The sequence below is a fragment of the Chitinophaga niastensis genome, from assembly GCF_003014755.1.
Classification (GTDB): Bacteria; Bacteroidota; Bacteroidia; order Chitinophagales; family Chitinophagaceae; genus Chitinophaga; species Chitinophaga niastensis.
On the sequence record NZ_PYAW01000001.1, the window covers coordinates 1,467,422 to 1,487,124 of the forward strand.

Below are 19,703 nucleotides of genomic sequence, written 5' to 3' on the forward strand. Positions count from 1 at the left end.
GAATAAATCGTTGGCGGCTTAGCCTTCCGTTACATTAAAATCCTGGTTAAACGAATGCCGGTATTTCTTCACATAGTCTGATGGATTCATCCCGAACAACTTAAAAAACTGCTCCCGGAAGTACTTAATGTCACCAATGCCTACCTGCATGGCTGCCTGGGTAATGGTGTAATTTTCCTTCAGGAGAAGAACGGCTGCCTTCCTCAAACGAATAGAACGAATAAAGGAATTAATGGTTTGTCCGGAGATAGACTTTACCTTTTTATATAAACTGGAATGGCTCATCCCTATTTCCAGGGTGAACTTTTTAATGGAGAAATCTTCATTTTCGAGGTTGTCTTCAATAATTTCAATACATTTTTTCAGGAAGTCCTGGTACTCTGCCGGCACCTTGATATTACTGTTTTTGAGGGTGATGCGATCAAAAAAGTACTGTTGCAGCAGGTTCCTGTTTTTAATGATGTTATCCACCTTTACCATCAGGAAGTCCTTTTCAAAAGGTTTGGTAATATAATCATCTGCCCCGCCTTCAATTCCTTTGATCCGGGTGTCGGAAGAGGAAGAGGCAGTGAGTAAAATCACCGGGATATGGCTCAGGGTATCTGTTTGTTTGATTTTGGCACATAATTCCACGCCATCCATTCCCTGCATTTGGATGTCGCTGATCACCAGGTCCGGCATATATTTTTGCACGGCGGCAAAGCCGTTGGTGCCGTTGTCTGCCTCATAAACGATGAATTTGTCTTTGAAAAGTTGTTGCAGGTATTGTCTTATTTCGGCATTATCGTCTATGAGCAGAATGGATTTTTTTTCTGTGATGGTTGTCCCGGCTGTTATCGGGATTACTTGTGTAGCGGGTATATTTTCGGGAGATGATAAAGTTGTTTCTTCGGCCAGCTCTTCCAGGATGGCCGATTTATAACCGGTGTTCTCTACAAAATGGGCGCCTGAAAAATGAGCTTTCCCTTTCATCAGGTGGATAAGAAAAGTAGTGCCTTCATTCACATGGCTTTCGTAAGAAATTGTTCCATGGTGACTTTCAATAAAATGTTTCACAAGATATAAACCGATGCCAAAACCGGTTTGGAGCGACTCCTGCTTTACGTGTGCCTGTTGGAATTTTTCAAATATCTTGTTGCCTACGCTGTCTTCAATACCACAGCCACTGTCTTTGATAGTGATGGATACCAGTTTTTCTTTTTCCTGTACATCAAAAATAATGGTGCCACCTTCCGGGGTAAACTTAAATGCGTTGGATAACAGGTTGAACACCGCGATTTCAATCTTTTCGCTGTCGCCGTAAATTTCAATGATTTGTTGCTGCCCGGGGAAGAGGTAGTTTATATTTTTTGTTTTGGCTTGTTGGGAGAAACACTGGTATACTTCATAGCATAGTTCCACAATATCGATCCTGGAAATTTTAAGTTTATCGCCGTCTCTGTCTGCCTTGCGGAAAAGCAGCAGCTGGTCAACAAGGCTCAATAGCCGTCTGGCATTGCGGTATACCACGCTAAGGTCGCGATTATCTTTTCCTTGTATTAATTCTTTTAGCGGATTGATAATTAAAGTCAGCGGCGTCCTGAATTCGTGAGAGATATTGGTAAAGAAGGATAATTTCTTTTCGTTGAGTTCCTTCTCTTTTTCATTTTCCAGGTGGGCCAGTTTTATTTCATACTTCAATCGTTCTTCTCTCGATTTATAACGGATATACAGGTAAATAGCAACCAGGGTGCTGGAGATATATAACAGGTAGGCCCACCAGGTTCTGTACCATGGCGGCAGTACAATTACCTTCACTGTCCGGACAGGGTTGCTCCAATTACCTGCTGCATTGGTAGCTTTTATTTCAAAAGTATAGGTGCCTTCCTGTAAGTGGGTGTAGTTGGCCGTTCTGACGGCGCCTACATAGTTCCAGTTGTTATCCCAGTCCAGTAAACGATATGCATAATTGATCTGGTCAGGAGAGGTATATTCCAATGCCACAAAATCAAATGCAATGGCTGCTTTATCAAAAGGGATCGTCAGTTCCTGCACATCTCCCATTGTTCTTTTAGATACATAGGCATCTTGTTGTTCTACAGGGATATTATTTATTTTGATAGCCGTCAATAAAACAGGTGGTATGTTTGTTTGTGTATCAACACTATCCGGATAAAAAATATTAAATCCTTTAATGCCGCCAAAAAGGAACTCTCCTGATCTTAAACGCAAAGCCGCGTTGAAACTAAACTGATTGCTTTGTAAGCCATCTGAAGAAGAAAAATTTCTGAAGTTTTTTTTCTCCTGATCAAATCTGGATAATCCGTTGAAAGTGCTGATCCATAAATCGCCTTTATCATCTTCCAAAATACGTAGTATAGAATTGCTGGGTAAACCTGCTGAGGTAGTAAACCGGGTATAGTGGCCTGTTTTCCTGTCGAGTTGCAATAACCCGCCGCCGTCGGTACCTACCCAAAAGTTACCTTTTTTATCTTCATGTATGGAGCGTACGGTGTAGCCTATATTAAACCGCTGGTGTTGTTTATTTGTCCTGTCTATTTTTATTAAAGAAGAATAATTGCCACCCCAAAAAACACCGTTCCTGTCTTCGGCCAAACATTGCATATTCACAAGGCTACTATCAAATAAATCAAAACGGTTCAGTTCCCGGTTAAAGCGATACAACGTGCCGTTGTTGGTAGTGCTGGCCCACAGCTGTTGTTGTTGATCTTCATAAATAATCCACACATTATTTTCTGCGGCCTGTGTATATGGATTAAAACAAATATAGTGTTCAAAAGATTGTGTGGCAGCGGAAAAGCGGTTTACCCCACCAAACCAGGTAGAGATCCACAAATCATTTTTATTATCATGGATAATAGAGGTAACGAAATTGCTGCTGATAGTGTGTTTATTATTGGCATCGTGTTTATATGCTTTGTAGGTATTGTTATCCCGGTTCCAGTATTTCAGCCCGCTTCCGTCTGTGCCTATCCAGATATTTTTCCCGGTATCTTCACAAAAAGAAAAAATAAAATTGTTGATCGGGCCATCCGTATTATTTCTGTTGAAAACATTTAATTCAAATGGATTTTGTTTTGATTCTACTATATTAATGCCACCGCGCAAAGTGCCGATCCATTTTCTGCCTTCTCTGTCTTCATAGATAGAATATACTGCATTGCTGCTTAGTTTTTGTTTACTGTCTGCTGTTGAAAATGGTACGGCCGCCGCATCCGGCGTAGATTTCAGGAAGATGCCATTGCCATCTGAAGCAATCCACATCACACCGGTTTTATCTACATAAAGATTTACTATCTTACTGTTCTCTGTGAGTTGACTACCTGAAAAAGTTTGGTTAATTGTGTTGTAACGGAAGATATTATTATCTGTACCCAGCCATATATTACCGCTGTTGTCAACAGTTAAACAGTTTCCCCTGTCAATATCCCTGCAGATGATGCTGAGTGTTTTATTTTTGACATCATATTTGCACAACCCCATATTTTGCACAAACACCCAGGCATACTGCCCTTTCCGGTCAAATTCAACTGCGGTAACTTCATAACCGGCTACACCGGAACGGGCGTTATTTAATGGAACCTGCCGGCCGGTAAGCGTATTGCCTTCATATACCAATAACCCGTTTTTTTCTGTGCCTATTAAAATAACCCCTGCTTCATTTGTCTTTATAATATGAATATTTTCACTTGTTTTTTTTGCCGCTCCACCATTCGCCGGGAGGTAAACGGGAACTGTAAATTTTTCATTGGCAGGATTAAAAATGCTCACCCCTTTGCGTCCTCCTATCCACAGCTGATGATGCGCATCACCTGCGATGGTGTAAATGCCATTGTCAATCAGGGAAGTGCTGTCGCCTATTTTATTCCTGTAAATTTTAAATTTATAGCCATCATACCGGTTCAGTCCGTCGTAAGTACCAAACCACATAAATCCTTTGTAGTCCTGATATACGTTGGTCACTGCATTGTTAGACAAGCCGTCTTCTATACCCAGGTATTTAACAGGATAGTTGATGGCAGATAGTTTTTTTGTAATGATCACCAACAGCAATAACGTAACGCAGATTTTCCTCACATGGTGCATAGGTTTGTTTTAACGCTTATAAAGCTATTGAAAAGAGCGATATTTTTGTTTAGAAAATCTATTTTGAATAGCATCAGCTAATTTTAATAACTTCATAAAGTTTTTTAAAATCCTAAAAGAAGCATGACAGCCGAAGAATCATTTTACATATCAACAGGACAAAAAATTAAAGACGCAGAACAAAGTCAGATGTTCGGAACACCTTGTTTTAAAATTAACGGAAAAGCTTTTATATGTTTTTTTCAGAACGAAATGGTTTTTAAGTTGAATGGGGATGTACACCAGGATGCCTTAAGTTTAGATGGGGCGCAACTCTTTGATCCTTCAGGGAAAAAAAGACCGATGAAGGAATGGGTGCAGGTATCTTTTGATTACAAGGATAAGTGGGCAAAATTTACTAAAGAAGCAGCGAAATATGTTGGCGGAAAATAGAAATTAAGCACTATGACAGTAGCTCCCGTAATAGAACGCCTATTATATTTATGTGACACCCCTGGAGCATCATTTAAAACAGTTGGTGGGAGTGTTGTAATTACTCCGTTACTTTATTCACTGTAGCCCAGTTTCTGGCCGTACAGGGGATGCCCAGTTTTTTTTCTATCTGCGTAATTGCACCGAGTGGTTTTAGTTCCAGCTTTTTTTTGACAAGGCAATATACCTCCCGTTCTGTAATATGAAGTGTTTCCGCTTCGGTTTGCAGGGAGGCTATAATTTTTGCTGCATCGGGGCCGGCAGCCCTGGCGAGGAACGCTACATATATTTGTACTTCTTTGTCGGGTATAACGCCGGGGAAAGGGTTTTGCTTTATAACCGTTTGCATTTCTGCTACCGATCTTATAATAGTGGGCACTTCAAATCCATAAGTTTTATGCAGGAGTTTTTCTATCTTTTCGGTGAGTGCAGTAGTATTGGTACTGCCGGATTCAAATATTACATTCCCACTTTGTATGTAGGTGCTTACGTTTTTTAATCCGGCTTCGGTTAGTAGCTGCCGTAAACTTTCCATTTTTACGATCCTGTTACCACCTACATTAATAGCTCTTAAAAATGCAATGTATTTGGCCATGTTGTTTTCAACTTTACTTTGTAAGTTTGTCAGATCATGTACTATCAGCAAATCATCAGCAAATTATACAACTTATCTGAAGATGCAAACCTCGGATATTCAGAAGCTGAAATAGCAGCATTGGAAAATCGTTTGCAAATCCGCCTGCCGGCAGCATTACGACACTACTATCTTTCGCTGGGAAAGAACAAAGCGGTGAATGATACCTTTAACCGTTTAACATCTTTAGCGGAAGTAGGATTTTCGGAAGATGAACACCTTGTTTTTTATGAAGAAAATCAGGCTGTTGTGTTATGGGGAATTGCGAAGGAAGATTTATCTGCAGATAACCCTGCTGTATATGGTACCTATGATAGCCAACGCAGTGAATGGTTTGTAGATTCATATACCACGGAGCATTTTTTATTGTCTATGGCCTGGTGGAACGGTGCTTTAGGCGGACTTACCTATACCGCATTCACGGACCTGGAGGAGGATCTGACACCCGCCGTTATTCAGCTGGTAACAAAAAACTGGCAGGAGCAGCAAGGGATATCCAATCAATTGTTAAGATTTTTCACCAATGATTACCTGGATATTATTGTGCTTACAACCGCGGAGGATGGGGCTGTTAATGGTCTTTACGTGGGTACTAACGACGAAGGGAAATACAAAGCCGTCATGAGTACCTTACATTTGGAATGGTGCTATCGCGTAGATCGTGATGAATAGCGGTAATACCACAACACTACCACTATCAATCCATAAAACAGGCCACCCATAGCAACCGCCAGGTAATCCAGGCCTTTACAGTTGATATGATGCAGGTATTCATTGCCCAGTAATATCATGATACTTGCTACCACTACCAATAGCCAGAACCCGGCTTTTTGCTGCGTGACCATACGGCTCACTTTTTTGGTCATTGGTATTTTCAGGAAGAAATATAATAATAAGGGCAACCCCACTATAGAGCTGATATATTGCATCAGGTACCACATTTTCATTTGGTGATGCAATACCGTTACATCCCCCTGTAATGCTGGTAATAGCTCCACAAAAACTCCTTCCCCATGCGTAAATGCATCCAGGAATAAATGGGAAAGTACACCGATAATGACGGAAGAGATGACCACTAGGTAATGCTGACGGAAATAAGTATTCCAGTTGAAGTTGCCAAACAAACGTAACCTGCCGGATATCCACTTTGGTGAGTAGGCAATCAGGGCTTGCCTCACTACATTGTGATATAAAAAAGCTAATAGCAGGGATAACGGTATATCATATACGAAAATACCCCACCATAAATGTCCCGCGTTGAAATAAGGGTCCAGTAAGGTAAAATATAGAAAATCCGGTACCATACTACCAATGATTAAACCAGTGGCAGAAAGGTATTTACGGGGTAGGTAAGTAAATGGAACTACTATCGCTGCATGTGAAATCGTAAATGGCATCTCCTCAGAATTGAGTATAAATCTAATTTAATTTATTTATAATCAATAAAGTTGCGCCTGGAAATGCAAGGAAATGTTAATGTTCAAATAGTCCATCATTTCCGGCAATTTATCCAACCGCTGTCAATGTTATAACAAATACTTTTAGAGAATCTTTGGAACATAAAAACAATGTGCTATGACAAACTGGAAAATTGATGAATCACACAGCGAGATAGGATTCAAAGTAAAACATCTCATGATTACGAATGTGAGTGGCTTTTTTACGCGTTTCACCGGAAGTATTCAAACGAACAGTGATGATTTTCACGATGCTACTATCACCTTTGAAGCGGCGGCGGATAGTATTGATACGCAAAACAAACAACGGGACGAACATTTAAGGAACGGCGATTTCTTTGATGCAATTAATCATCCTAAGATCAGTTTTGTATCCAGGAAGGTGAAGAAAATAGATGATGAACAGTACAAGCTGTTGGGAGATCTGACCATTAAGGGAGAAACACATCCTATTGAACTGGAAGTTACCCATGCTGGTGTTACAATAGATCCATACGGGCAAAGCAAAGCGGGCTTTGCATTAAAAGGCCGTTTGCATCGTGCAGACTATGGCCTGCGCTGGAATGCCACCACCGAAGCCGGCGGCATCGTTCTCAGCGACGAAGTGAAGTTGAATATGGAGATCCAGCTGGTGAAGTCATAGCGAAGCTTTTAGCTTTTAGCAAAAATGCAGCGGAGAAGAAGTATCATACTTCCACTCCGCTGCATTTTTGCTAAAAGCTAAAAGCTAACTGCTAAAAGCTATCTTTGTACCCCGGCACGTAGCCGGTAGATTAATGACAGAACATGAAATTTGAACAGTATAATATTTCTTCCGAAATAAAGGATAGTTTGGCTGAAATGGGCTTTAAACGTCCTACAGACATACAATTCAAGGCTATTCCATCTATCCTCAATGGGGATGATGTTATGGCTGTGGCACAAACAGGAACAGGGAAAACAGCAGCTTTTGCCATCCCCGTCCTGCACCGCCTGCAACAGCAGGACCGTAAATACCGCAAAGCCAAATATGAAGTAAAGTGCCTGGTAATGGTGCCTACCCGTGAGCTGGCCATACAAATTGCAGAAGTTTTTCAATCAATCGCCCAATATACTGATCTCAGCATTCTTGCGCTCGTAGGTGGGGTAGATCAGGGTCCGCAGATCAAAGTACTGGAAAAGGGCGTAGATGTGCTCATCGCCACGCCTGGTCGTATGTTTGACCAGATCAACCAGGGACATATTGATCTCAGCCAGGTACAAACCCTCATTCTTGATGAAGCGGATCATATGCTGGACCTGGGTTTCATCCGTGACATACGTGATGTGATCAAACATATTCCCCGTGAACACCAGACCCTGTTCTTCTCCGCTACACTGAACACAGATATTAAGGACCTGGCCTACTCCGTGGTAAGAAATCCCATTCGTATCCAGATTTCTCCAAAAGATCCGGTGGCTAAGAATGTTAGTCACGCGGTGGCCTACGTGGAAATGGATGATAAACGTTTCTTCCTGGAACGCCTGATAAAGGAGTTTCCGGAAAGTAAGATCCTGGTGTTTGTTCGTACCAAGGTGCGTGCAGAACGTGTAATGGCGGCTATGGAGCGTATCGGTATCAAAACCCTTACCATGCATGGTGGTAAAGTGCAGGATGATCGTTTGCAGGTAATGGATGAGTTCAAGAAAGGCGATATTAAAGTATTGCTCACAACAGATGTAAATGCGCGTGGTATTGATATTCCCAATGTCGACTACGTAGTGAATTACGATTTACCTGATGTGCCTGAAAACTATGTGCACCGGGTAGGCCGTACTGGTCGCGGTGTGCAGAAGGGACAAGCCGTATCATTCTGCAGCACCGAAGAGAAACCTGTATTGGATGAAATACAGGCGTTCCTGGGTAAGGAAATCACGGAAATGAAAATCAATAAAGATGATTACCGTGAAACCATCAGTTTCTCCGAAGATATCCCTAACGACAACTGGCAGTTACTACTGGATGAGCATAACAAGGAAATGGCCAAGGTGGAGCTGAAGAAGGCAAAGAAAAAATCAGCCGCCAGGAAATCAGCTGCTAAGAAAACCGTGAAGAAGAAGAAATAAATGTTATTTATAATTTATGGATAGCTGCTGCCTTACTGGCAGCAGCTATTTTTTTGCTTGAAATTTAATTGGCAAATTTTGCCAATATCTAAATAAAAAACGGCCCCGGCATAAGCCGGAACCGCACTCAAAAACACAATATCATCTGTAAATTATTGCTTTACGGCTTCTACATTCACAGTGATATCAACAGTAGGTGCTACTGCATATACACCGGAAGGTAATTTGTCTGCGTATTTTACACCAAAATCAAGACGGTTGATGGTAGCTTTTGCAGTAAAACCAGCTCTTCTCAAACCCCATGGATCTTTGATAACGCCATTGTAAATAACGTCAAAGGCTACACGTTTTGTAGTGTTACGGATGGTAAGATCTGCTAACAACACATATTTGTCACCAGCTACTTTCTTAAAAGAAACACTTTTCAGGGTGATAGCCGGATATTCAGCCACATTAAAGAAATCATCTGTTTTCAGGTGACCATCACGCTGATCTACACCGGTAGAGATGCTGTTGGCATCAACAGTGAAATCTACTTTTGCATGCTGAAAGTTGGTGCTGTCTGCAGTTTCAACGGTGCCGCTGAATTTGGTGAAATGACCCTGAACATAGCTGAGGCCTAAGTGCTTTACGCCAAAAATAATGCTGGAGTGTGCAGGATCGGCATTCCATTTTACCTGGGCAAAAGTGGCGATGCCGGCTAATAACAGGAGAGTGGTGAAAAAGAAACCTTTCATCTTGTTTATAATTTTATTGATTGTAATTAATTATTTATTTAGAGAGCTGACGATCTACAGACCAGCGTCCGGCGCCTTTAATGAGCAGGGCGATGTTGATACCAATCACCAGTAAATGATACTCAATTCCTTCACCTGCCTGTGTACCGGTCCAGTTCATAAAGAACCCGTTGGCACCATGTATGGAAATAGCTACCATCATAATTACCGTAAGCATAGCCGCCCAGATACGGGTAGTAAATCCAAAGAGGATGAGCAGAGAGCCAATGCTTTCCGTGAAGATCACAAGAAATGCTAGTATGGTAGGTGTGCCGTTGCTGGTAAAGTAATTCATCGTTCCTTTGAAACCATAACCACCAAACATACCCAGTAGTTTTTGAGCACCGTGTGGTAACATGATCAGCGCTAAGGTTGCGCGCACAATAAAGGAAGTAAGGTTGTCGTCTGTGTTAAATAACAATTTTTTGAACATTGTAGTGTGTGTTTATAATTATAAGGGTTTATACGTTTATTGTATATACAACAGTTAGGGCAAAAAAAATCAATCACGTATCCGGTCCAGTAAATCATTCAGCAGCACCGCTTCTTCTTTGGTAATCTTTTTCGATAGCAGCTCGTCATTTCTATCCATTATCGGGTCCAGTTCCTTCAGCAGGTTGATTCCTTTGCCGGTAATCTCAATGTCTACTTTGCGGCGGTTAGACTCACATTGGTTACGTGTAAGCAACCCTTTCTGACGTAGCTTTTCCACCAAACGGGTAGTATTGCTCATCTTATCCATCATCCGCTCCTGGATGTCCAGCAGGTTTAACGGGTTGGGTTTACTACCGCGAAGTATCCGAAGTACATTGTATTGCTGGGAAGATAGATCATACTGCTTCAACACATGTGCAATGTTCACCTCCAGCCAGCTGCCTGTATACACAATGTTCAACTTAGCACGCTGATACTCACTTTTGAACTTCTTTTGTTTTATTTCGTCTTCCAGTTTCATAATTACAATTACAACTGTTGTCTATACAACAAAGGTAGATGTATTTTTCATTCCGCCAAATCTTTTTGTAAAACAGCTACAACAATAGTAAAATAATTATAATATATTTAAGTATCAAACCGCCCTATGGACATTCATCCCTTGCAGAATACCTTATATACAGCCCTTCTCACCCTTGTGATAATGCTTCCCTGGATATTTTTCAGGAAGCATGTTTCCCGCACCACCATCTTACTCTTTGCTATTGTTTATCTGCTTAATGAAGGACTACTCTCGCTGGGGGGCGGGTTGCAGCTACTGTACTGGCCTTTACTGAATTATAACTGGTTGGGGAAGATATTCAGCCTGGTGGTGACTTTGGCAATTCTTCCGGTTATCATAAGAACGGAGCGCCCATACACGGCCATAGGTATGCGTATGACGGTGATCCCCAGGTATCTGTTGCTTTGCCTGATCATGGGCGGTGCTTTGTTACTGATCAAAGCCTATATTAATTATGCACAAGCCACATCAGAACATGTAACAGTGGAAAGGTTCCTGTACCAGGCATCCCTGCCCGGTTTGCAGGAAGAACTGTTGTACCGTGGTGTTTATCTCTGGCTGATACAATCGGCCCTGAGGAAACATGATCCGGATGGGACAGAGCGCCCCGTTTTTGAGATGATATTTATCTCCCTGTTGTTCGGACTGGGACATGGTCTTGCCATGAACTATAAGGCACAAATCCACCTGGATATATCCGTTTTTGCAATGGCATCCATCAGTGGTTTTGTATATACCTGGATACGAATCAAAAGTGGTAGCCTGCTGCTACCTGTTCTGTTTCATAACCTGATCAATACAGGCATCGCCCTCGCTCACTGGATTAAATAAAACACTGCTTTTTTATCTCTCAGAAAAATAGTTGAAATTTTTCTGCACCCAACTGACATACCGCTGTCACTTACCGGTTGTTTCTTTGTATTACAAAACAAGGCTACTATGATACAAACAGCAACACCCGCTACCCGCTCCGCATTGTCAGACCTCGTAAAAGGAACTGCCGCCTATAATCTCTGGGCAAATAAAACAATGGTGGAATGGCTGAAAAGCAAAGCCCCTGAACAGTTTGAAACAGAAGTAGCTTCCAGTTTTTCCAGCATCAAATCTACACTCCATCATATATTGACCTGTCAGAACTGGTGGTTGGATAACCTGCAACAAACTAACCCCGCATTTACTTACGGTGAAGTATATACGGGGTCAGTGAGTGATTTACTGGAAGATATTGTTACTGCATCAGCACATTTTGCTGATTACGTAATGTCCTTGTCTGATGCAGAATTGCAGGCAACCTGCGAAGTGCCTATTCCTTTCACCGGCGATTTTAATATTCCCCGTTTTGAAATGGTCCAGCAGATGGCATATCATGCTACCTATCATCGCGGACAGGTAGTTACTATAGGTCGTCATGTTGGTATTACAGATGCAACCAATACGGATTACATGTACTGGAACCTGCTTGCCAGGTAAACTGATTAGCTATTCAGTCCACCATCAATAGTAAGGGCAGATCCGTTGATATAGCCACTTTCTGGCCCTGCCAGAAATGCTACCAATGAAGCTATATCTTCCACTTTACCATAATGACCCAGTGCAATGTGCTGCCGCTGATAATCAGCGTGAGGGCCATCAGCCGGATTCATGTCGGTGTCTACCGGACCAGGTTGTACCAGGTTAGTGGTGATGCCGCGGGCGCCCAGATCACGTGCAAGCCCTTTGTTGAAAGCAGTCAGCGCTGATTTACTCATACTGTACAAGGTGCCTGTCGCACCAACCACTCTGTCTGCCATACAACTACCAATTGTAATAATCCTTCCGCCGCTGACCATTTGTTTGGCGGCGGCCTGTGTAGCCACAAATACAGCGCGTGTATTAACAGCCATTATATAGTCATAATCTTCCAGTGTATAATCGGAAAATTCTTTCATGACAGCGGCACCGGCATTGTTAACGAGTATGTCTATACGGCCAAAGGTGGCGATAGTCTGATCTACTGCTGCTATCACCGCTTTGGGATCAGCACTGTCGGCTGCGATGGCTGTTGCCTGTTGTCCTTTCTGTTTTAATTCAGCTACCAGTGCAGCGGCCTGTGTGGCGCCTTTTACATAGGTAAAGGCTACTGTGGCGCCTTCATCAGCCAAACGTTTTACAATGGCCGCACCCATACCGCGACTACCACCTGTTACCAGGGCTATTTTATTTTCCAAGCGTTTCATAAAGTAATATTTTATGCCAGCAAAGCTATGCTGGTAGCCTGGTTTAAAGAAGAGGAGTGTTAATTGTTAACTACTAACCTAAATGTTAGTATGCACTCACAGGTACTTTTCGCGGATAATATTAAGGTGATGGATCTGATGTCCCATAGCGGTGAATCCCATGGCCAGTACCGACATTTCATATTTCCAGCAGATACCTGTTTTTAACAGTACCTCATCTGGAAAACTCCTGAACATAGCGATGGTAGCTGATCGTACGGCTTTCAGTTCTGCTATTACATCCTCCAGGCTTCTGTTGTCAATAAGCGTGTTGGCGGCATATTCATCCTGATCCATGCTGGGTGGAATCTGTTTATCATTGCGTGCATACATCATAGCGCGGTAAGCAAACACCCGCTCTGTATCTGTAATATGCTGAAATACATTTTTTAATGTCCATTTACCAGGCGCATAAGCATAGTTGCCACGCAGTTCCAGTTGGGGGGTATCTAATGCATGCAAGGTTTCTAAAGATTGATCCAGCGCGGTTTGCAGATCTACATCCGGTACGAGATTAATATAGCGGTCATAATATTGTGCTGCCGGATAAATAGCATCTTTTTTCATATAAGGAATTTTATGGGAAATGAAGATACAAACAAATTGATTTAAGGCCTTCGGCCTTTGTCTTTTCTTTAGCATGATTAGACTGATTTAGATGATTACCCTGATTTTATTTCTTGCTAATCAATATTTATACTGATTTTCTAAAAGCATATTATAAAATAGTATAGTTATCTTTTTAAAGAAAATAAAATCAGGGTAATCATCTAAATCAGTCTAATCATGCTAAAGAAAAGACAAAGGCCGAAGGCCTTCACTCCGCTGCTAAGCCTTTTTCCACTTTGAATAAATATAGTTTATCCCCAGTGCACCTATACAAATGAACAATCCGAAGAACTCGCGCGTTTCTTCTATCCAGGGTTTGGTGGCCTTCATAGTTTCCGCGAGATTTTCTGCATGATGTAGCGTAAACCAATCTTCTACACCATTCTGATCAAAAAATTTATAAGTGGCGTAAACCAGGTAAACAAGCATGCCGGCAATATACCACTTGCGATAAAAGCGGCCACGGGAGGCCAGCCAGCAAAAGGTAGCAGCATACAAATAAATGGGCATCCATATGTAAGGATCAGGATCATTATACTGTAACCCTGCAAATACGATGAACATTACACAAAGGAAAATATTTAACACTTTCATGAACGTAAAAATTAGGGTTTAAACATACACAAAAGAATTTCAATTGCATATCAGCTTGTATTATTTTATCCTAACAGTGCGGAATAGTGCAATAACTGGCTGCAAATTTGGCACTTTTTAAAAGAATGTTAAAAGAGCACTTGTTTGGGCTAAAATAATGTTATATATTCGGTTCAAAGTAATTATAATTCCACGTGAGAACCAAAATCTGGTAGAAGAGAAGAAGAAAAACTAACAACGTTTCTCACTATTTATTGGCTTAGAACCCTTATCCGCAAACGATCTAAATTAATTATCGTTATGAGATAACACTTTCTTGTGCCGTATACATCAGGTTGATGATGTACACATCTTTTTTGCAATAGTTATAGTTTAACTGTTGAGTTAACACTTATTATTTTATTCACAAAATGTAGCGCATCATGCATTGGGTGAATAATTAATGCTTTACATATTTTGAACTAAAATGCCTTGTTGCAAAATCGATGCAGCACGGAATGGGAATTGTATGCAAAGTAGTGCCTGACTCAACAGCGAAAAGTATAAATGACAGGTACTTTATTTTCTAACAATTTTTCTTAAACGTTACCCTTAAACCACGTTATGAAAAAACATTTTTACCAGGCACTTGCCGTGCTATGCGGCATATTGCTGTTGCTTGCCAGTAGCAACGTTTCAGCACAAACAAAAGTTACGGGAAAAGTGTCTGATAAGGCATCAGGCAATGCGCTGCCGGGCGTTACAGTGTATGTAAAAGGTACCAATCGCGGTACAGCTACAGATCCCGCCGGTGCATTTTCCCTTGTCGCTAAATCAGGCGAAACACTTGTGTTTTCTTTTGTTGGCTACGACCCACAGGAAGCTGTTATAAGCAGCGGTCCTATTAATGTTTCACTCGCAGAAAAAGTAGGTTCACTGGAAGAAGTTGTAGTGACCGGCTATGCCAGTCAGAAAAAGAAAGATCTGACAGGTGCTGTATCTGTAGTGAAAGTAGAAAACCTTGTAAAACAACCAACGGCGCAAATCGCTAACCAGCTACAGGGCCAGGTTTCAGGGATTACTATTCTTGGTACCGGACAACCCGGCCAGGAGCCGCAGGTAAAGATCAGAGGATCCAATACCTTTCAGAATAATACCCCGCTTTATGTAGTAGATGGGGTACCTGTTTCTAACCTGGCGGATGTAAACCCCAATGACGTAGCCTCTATGCAGGTACTCAAAGATGCAGGTGCAGCCTCTATATATGGCGCACGTGCAGCAAATGGTGTAATCATCATTACAACAAAAAGAGGCTCAGGTAAAGTAAAAGTAACTTATGATGGTTACTATGGTACACAACGACCCAAAGGTGGTAATGTATATAATATACTTAGCCCCCAGGAACAGGCCAACCTGAAATGGATGGCTATCGCCAATACTAAACCAAACCCTGTTTATGCGGATGAACAATATGGCTCCGGTGCCACACCGCGTTTGCCAGATTACATCGCTCCTGTAGGTACTATGGAAGGCGATCCTGCCGTAGATCCTGCTAAGTATTTTGTGGATCCGAACTATAAAAATGCCAGTGACCCGGATGGTTTTTATCGTATTGTAAAAGCGAATAAAGCGGGTACTGACTGGTTTCATGAAATATTTAAGCCGGCACCTATTACCAGCCATAATATATCAGTAGGCGGTGGTAGCGATATAGGCAGCTATTTCTTCTCCTTCTATTATTTCAATCAGCAGGGTACATTAACCAACACCTATAACAAACGTTACGCAGTACGTGCCAACAGCACCTATAATGTTACGGATCATATACGGATAGGTGAAAACATGGAGTATTCTATTATCAACAGTCCACAGATCAGTATCCTTACTGAAGGTAGTGGTATTGGTATGTCTTTCCGTGAAATGCCTATTATCCCTGTACATGATATAAAAGGCAATTATGCCGGTAGCTTTGGTAAAGGTTTGGGTAATGCCCGTAACCCGGTAGCCATACAGGACCGTTTTGGTTCCACTAAAACACTGGCTAACCGCTTATTGGGCAATGTATACGCTGAAGCAGACATCCTTAAAAATCTTACCCTGCGTACCAGCTTTGGTGGTGAAATATATTCTTTCAATAACCACAGCTTTACACGGCCTGAATACGAAAATGCAGAAAATAACAAAGTAAATTCGTACACGGAAAATGCAGGAAGCGGATATGACTGGACCTGGACCAACACCCTGGCCTATCATAAAAACTTTAACCAGGTACATGACCTGAAAGTAATGATAGGAACGGAGGCTTATGATAACAAGGGACGCAATGTGGGTGGTACTTCTACAGACTATTTCACATTTAATCCTGATTTTACCAACCTCAGCACCGGTACCGGTACACCTACCAATTATAGCAATAATTTCACGGACGGGTTATTCTCTCTGTTTGGAAGAGTGGATTATTCCTACAAGGACCGCTACTTGCTGGGTGCCTTAATTCGTCGTGATGGTTCTTCCCGCTTCGGTGCCAGTAACAGGTATGGTAACTTCCCCGCAGTAAGTGCTGCATGGCGTATTTCACAGGAAGAATTCATGAAAAACCTGGGATGGATTTCAGATCTGAAGATCCGTGGTGGTTATGGTATTATGGGTAACCAGATCAACGTAACACCAAGTAATCAGTTCACTTCTTACGGATTTGATAAAGGGAATTCCTTCTATGATATAAAAGGTACCAGTAACACTATCTCTCAGGGCTTTAACCGCAAACAGATCGGTAACCCTGATGCAAAATGGGAGAGTAATATTAACGCCAATATTGGTGTTGATGCAACGTTCTTCAAAGGTGCCCTGGAAATTACAGCGGATTATTATCGCAAGGATGTTAAAGACTTATTGTATAACCCGGAACTGCCAGGTGTATACGGTATAGCCAGTGCGCCTTATGTGAACATTGCACAAATGAAGAATAAAGGTTTTGATTTCTCTGCTACCGGAAATATCAATATTACCAAGGATCTTAAACTTGATGTTACCGGTAACTTCACAACGTACAATAATACGATCGTTAAAATATCAGATGCAGCTCCTTACTTTGATCAGGAACAGCGTCGTTTCAACGGTACTTTTATTATCCGTAATGCTGTCGGACATTCTATCAGTGAATTCTACGGTTATAAAGTAGATGGGTTCTGGAACAGCCAGGCTGAAATAGATGCTGCCAACAAATCTACACAGGATAAATACAAAGATAACTCCCTAGTTTATCAGACAGACGTAAAGCCTGGTCGTTTCAAATATGCGGACGTAAACGGTGATGGCAGGATCACAGAAGCAGATCGTACTTACCTGGGTAATCCTAACCCTAAATTTACATACGGTCTGAATATTGGTCTTACCTACAAAAGCTGGGATTTCAGCATGTTCGTTTATGGCGTGCAGGGAAATAAGATCTGGAACCAGGTAAAATGGTGGACAGACTTCTACCCTTCTTTTGAAGGTGCAAAAAGCAAAACAGCACTGTATGATTCCTGGTTGCCAACCCGCCAGAATGCTAAAGCTCCGATCCAGGAAACATCACCATCTTTCAGCACCTCTAATGTGCCTAACTCGTATTTCGTTGAAAATGGCTCCTACCTGCGTGCAAAGAACATCCTGCTGGGCTATACACTGCCAAAATCTGTATCGAGAAAAGCAGGTATTGAGAAATTCAGAGTTTATGTGCAGGCGGCTAATTTGTTTACAATCACCAAATACTCAGGTGTTGACCCGGAAGTTACCGGCGGAACATCCAACTTCGGCGTAGATGAAGGTGCTTATCCCAATCAACGTCAGTACCTGGTAGGTGTAAATGTTAGCTTCTGATTTTTTTCCTGAAAAGTAAAACTGAGAAAAATGAAAACATTACGATATTCAAGTATAATTATTGCCCTGGCAGCGGCTATAGGAATGGGGGCTTGTAAAAAAAGCTTCCTTGAACGGGGACCTTTAGGATCCCTCAGTGATGAAATTGTGGCAAATAAAGCGGGTGTAAATTATCTGCTGGTTGGTACCTATGCAGCGCTGGATGGCCAGCAAACAGGTAACGCAGCACTTGGTGGCGGTGGTCCGTGGGAGTCTTCTCCTACAAACTGGATCTATGGCAGCGTGGCAGGCGGAGATGCGCACAAAGGCAGTTTCAGCGGTGACCAGCCCGCGATTGATCCTATCGCTAAATTCACAGTAGATCCCAGTAATGGTTTCTTTAATACTAAATGGAAAGCGGTTTACGAAGGTATTATCCGCGCCAATACAGTATTGCAGAAACTTAAGCTTGCTACTGATATGAGTGCTGCGGAAAAAACGCAGGTAGAAGCGCAGGCAAGGTTCCTCCGTGGTCACTTTTATTTTGAGCTGAGAAAATTGTTTAGCAGAGTACCTTATATCAGCGATACCACTACACTGGTGCGTGTTAAAAATGATAAGGAAATCTGGCCTTTTATTGAAGCCGACTTTAAGTTTGCAGCAGATAATTTGCCCGAAACACAAGCCGATGTAGCGCGTGTGAATAAATGGGCTGCGCAGATCTATCTGGCTAAAACATTTCTCTTCCAGAAAAAATTTACGGAAGCGTTACCATTATTCGATCAGGCTATCCTGGTGGGCAAAACATCCAATGGAATTGGTTATGCGCTGACAGATGCCTTTGAGGATAATTTTGATGCAGCTAAGAAAAATAATTCGGAGTCTGTATTTGCTATCCAGATGACTGCCAATGATGGAACTAATACCATCGCTAATGCTAACCAGGGCGAAATGCTGAATTTCCCGTATAACAGTCCTTTTGGCTGCTGTGGCTTTTATCAGCCCTCTCAGGATCTTGTAAACTCTTATCGTACAGATCCCGTTACCGGCTTGCCTGATTTGGATAACTACAATTCAAAACCGGTTAAAAATGACCAGGGTATTTTGTCAACAACTCCATTTACACCGGAAACAGGTACGCTTGACCCACGCCTCGACTGGACTGTTGGCCGTCGCGGATTACCTTATCACGATTGGGGAAATCATCCGGGCGCAAGATGGATCCGTGACCAGGCATATGCCGGCCCTTATGCGCCTAAAAAAACAATTTACTGGCAGTATAACCAGGATAAATACAAGGATGCACACTCCTGGGCACCGGGATCTGCTATTAATGTGCTGCTTATCCGTCTGGCTGATGTAATACTGATGGCGGCTGAATGTCACGCCCAAACCGGCGATCTGCTCGGCGCTACTAATTATGTAAATCAGATACGTAACAGGATAATAAATCACCCGGCTTCCTGGTTGCATAAATACAATGTTGATACCCTGCCTTTAGCAGGCTTTGATCCAACTAAGATGGCTGCTAATTACAAAATAAGCGTGTATCCTACTTTCCCGGATGCCACTTTCGCGTTAAAAGCTATCTACTTTGAACGCAAACTGGAACTGGCTACAGAAGGACATCGCTTCTTTGACCTGGTACGCTGGGGTATAGCTGATCAGGCATTGAATGCTTATCTTACCTATGAGTCGGCCATTACAGGTGATCTTAAAGGTGGTCTGTTCACAAAAGGGAAGAACGAATATTTCCCGATACCACAACGACAGATAGATCTGACCATTCAGGGAGGACAAAAAGTGCTTGTCCAAAACCCAAATTATTAATAACCCAATTTAGCTTTGCCATAAAAACGAATGCAGCGAATCATTTCGCTGCATTCGTTTTTATAGATCATTTTAGTATTTTACATGTGC

At 42.0% G+C, this 19,703-nt stretch carries 17 protein-coding genes; 8 read left to right on the plus strand and 9 right to left on the minus strand.

The annotated features are described in order from the left end of the window. Positions 1 to 18: 18 nt before the first annotated feature. Complete coding sequence (locus CLV51_RS06175; protein ID WP_245898634.1) at positions 19 to 4,077, minus strand: hybrid sensor histidine kinase/response regulator; 4,059 nt, start codon at positions 4,075 to 4,077, stop codon at positions 19 to 21. Positions 4,078 to 4,209: 132 nt separating this feature from the next. Between CLV51_RS06175 and CLV51_RS06180 the strand changes: the two genes are divergently transcribed. Continuing rightward, positions 4,210 to 4,518 (plus strand): hypothetical protein, encoded by a 309-nt coding sequence (locus CLV51_RS06180; RefSeq protein ID WP_106527106.1) that lies wholly within the window; start codon positions 4,210 to 4,212, stop codon positions 4,516 to 4,518. Between the two features lie 100 nt (positions 4,519 to 4,618). Here CLV51_RS06180 and CLV51_RS06185 read toward each other — a convergent pair whose 3' ends face one another. Next, positions 4,619 to 5,152, minus strand: a complete 534-nt coding sequence (locus CLV51_RS06185; RefSeq protein WP_106527107.1) for a DUF1697 domain-containing protein — start codon at positions 5,150 to 5,152, stop codon at positions 4,619 to 4,621. A gap of 36 nt (positions 5,153 to 5,188) precedes the next feature. On the opposite strand from CLV51_RS06185, the gene CLV51_RS06190 reads away from it, so the two are divergent. Further along, a complete protein-coding gene (locus CLV51_RS06190) occupies positions 5,189 to 5,863 on the plus strand; it encodes an SMI1/KNR4 family protein (RefSeq protein WP_106527108.1) in 675 nt (224 codons plus the stop codon). Here CLV51_RS06190 and CLV51_RS06195 read toward each other — a convergent pair. Then, on the minus strand, positions 5,839 to 6,588 hold the full coding sequence (locus CLV51_RS06195; RefSeq protein ID WP_106527109.1) for a DUF4184 family protein: 750 nt from the start codon (positions 6,586 to 6,588) through the stop codon (positions 5,839 to 5,841). The two genes, CLV51_RS06190 and CLV51_RS06195, sit on opposite strands and share 25 nt — an antisense overlap. Before the next feature lie 178 nt (positions 6,589 to 6,766). Here CLV51_RS06195 and CLV51_RS06200 point away from each other — a divergent pair, with 178 nt between their 5' ends. Next, complete coding sequence (locus CLV51_RS06200; RefSeq protein ID WP_106527110.1) at positions 6,767 to 7,291, plus strand: YceI family protein; 525 nt, start codon at positions 6,767 to 6,769, stop codon at positions 7,289 to 7,291. A gap of 143 nt (positions 7,292 to 7,434) precedes the next feature. Beyond that, positions 7,435 to 8,733 (plus strand): DEAD/DEAH box helicase, encoded by a 1,299-nt coding sequence (locus tag CLV51_RS06205; RefSeq protein WP_106527111.1) that lies wholly within the window; start codon positions 7,435 to 7,437, stop codon positions 8,731 to 8,733. A 152-nt stretch (positions 8,734 to 8,885) separates the two neighbouring features. Here the strand turns inward: CLV51_RS06205 and CLV51_RS06210 are convergent, their stop codons facing one another. The 3 genes from CLV51_RS06210 to CLV51_RS06220 form a co-directional block, all read right to left on the minus strand. Then, on the minus strand, positions 8,886 to 9,470 hold the full coding sequence (locus tag CLV51_RS06210; RefSeq protein ID WP_106527112.1) for a YceI family protein: 585 nt from the start codon (positions 9,468 to 9,470) through the stop codon (positions 8,886 to 8,888). Positions 9,471 to 9,504: 34 nt separating this feature from the next. Continuing rightward, positions 9,505 to 9,942, minus strand: coding sequence for a DoxX family protein (locus CLV51_RS06215; RefSeq protein WP_106527113.1), 438 nt, complete (start codon positions 9,940 to 9,942; stop codon positions 9,505 to 9,507). 69 nt (positions 9,943 to 10,011) lie between these two features. Beyond that, positions 10,012 to 10,464 (minus strand): MarR family winged helix-turn-helix transcriptional regulator, encoded by a 453-nt coding sequence (locus CLV51_RS06220; protein WP_106527114.1) that lies wholly within the window; start codon positions 10,462 to 10,464, stop codon positions 10,012 to 10,014. Between the two features lie 126 nt (positions 10,465 to 10,590). On the opposite strand from CLV51_RS06220, the gene CLV51_RS06225 reads away from it, so the two are divergent. Both CLV51_RS06225 and CLV51_RS06230 read left to right on the plus strand, forming a co-directional pair. After that, positions 10,591 to 11,337: a CPBP family intramembrane glutamic endopeptidase gene (locus tag CLV51_RS06225; protein WP_106527115.1), complete on the plus strand. Its 747-nt coding sequence runs from the start codon at positions 10,591 to 10,593 to the stop codon at positions 11,335 to 11,337. Positions 11,338 to 11,445: 108 nt separating this feature from the next. After that, positions 11,446 to 11,976, plus strand: a complete 531-nt coding sequence (locus tag CLV51_RS06230) for a DinB family protein (protein ID WP_106527116.1) — start codon at positions 11,446 to 11,448, stop codon at positions 11,974 to 11,976. 5 nt (positions 11,977 to 11,981) lie between these two features. Here the strand turns inward: CLV51_RS06230 and CLV51_RS06235 are convergent, their stop codons facing one another. The 3 genes from CLV51_RS06235 to CLV51_RS06245 all read right to left on the minus strand — a co-directional run bounded on the left by CLV51_RS06235 (position 11,982) and on the right by CLV51_RS06245 (position 13,964). Continuing rightward, entirely contained in the window at positions 11,982 to 12,722 is a 741-nt protein-coding gene (locus CLV51_RS06235) for a 3-oxoacyl-ACP reductase family protein (RefSeq protein ID WP_106527117.1), read from the minus strand. A gap of 96 nt (positions 12,723 to 12,818) precedes the next feature. Continuing rightward, positions 12,819 to 13,328, minus strand: coding sequence for a DinB family protein (locus CLV51_RS06240; RefSeq protein ID WP_106527118.1), 510 nt, complete (start codon positions 13,326 to 13,328; stop codon positions 12,819 to 12,821). A gap of 261 nt (positions 13,329 to 13,589) precedes the next feature. Then, complete coding sequence (locus CLV51_RS06245; protein WP_106527119.1) at positions 13,590 to 13,964, minus strand: transmembrane 220 family protein; 375 nt, start codon at positions 13,962 to 13,964, stop codon at positions 13,590 to 13,592. A gap of 603 nt (positions 13,965 to 14,567) precedes the next feature. Here CLV51_RS06245 and CLV51_RS06250 point away from each other — a divergent pair. Both CLV51_RS06250 and CLV51_RS06255 read left to right on the plus strand, forming a co-directional pair. Beyond that, positions 14,568 to 17,804 carry a SusC/RagA family TonB-linked outer membrane protein gene (locus tag CLV51_RS06250; protein WP_106527120.1) on the plus strand — a complete coding sequence of 1,079 codons (3,237 nt, stop codon included), beginning with the start codon at positions 14,568 to 14,570 and terminating at the stop codon, positions 17,802 to 17,804. A gap of 30 nt (positions 17,805 to 17,834) precedes the next feature. Then, positions 17,835 to 19,613, plus strand: a complete 1,779-nt coding sequence (locus tag CLV51_RS06255; protein WP_106527121.1) for a RagB/SusD family nutrient uptake outer membrane protein — start codon at positions 17,835 to 17,837, stop codon at positions 19,611 to 19,613. The last annotated feature ends 90 nt before the right edge of the window (positions 19,614 to 19,703 follow it).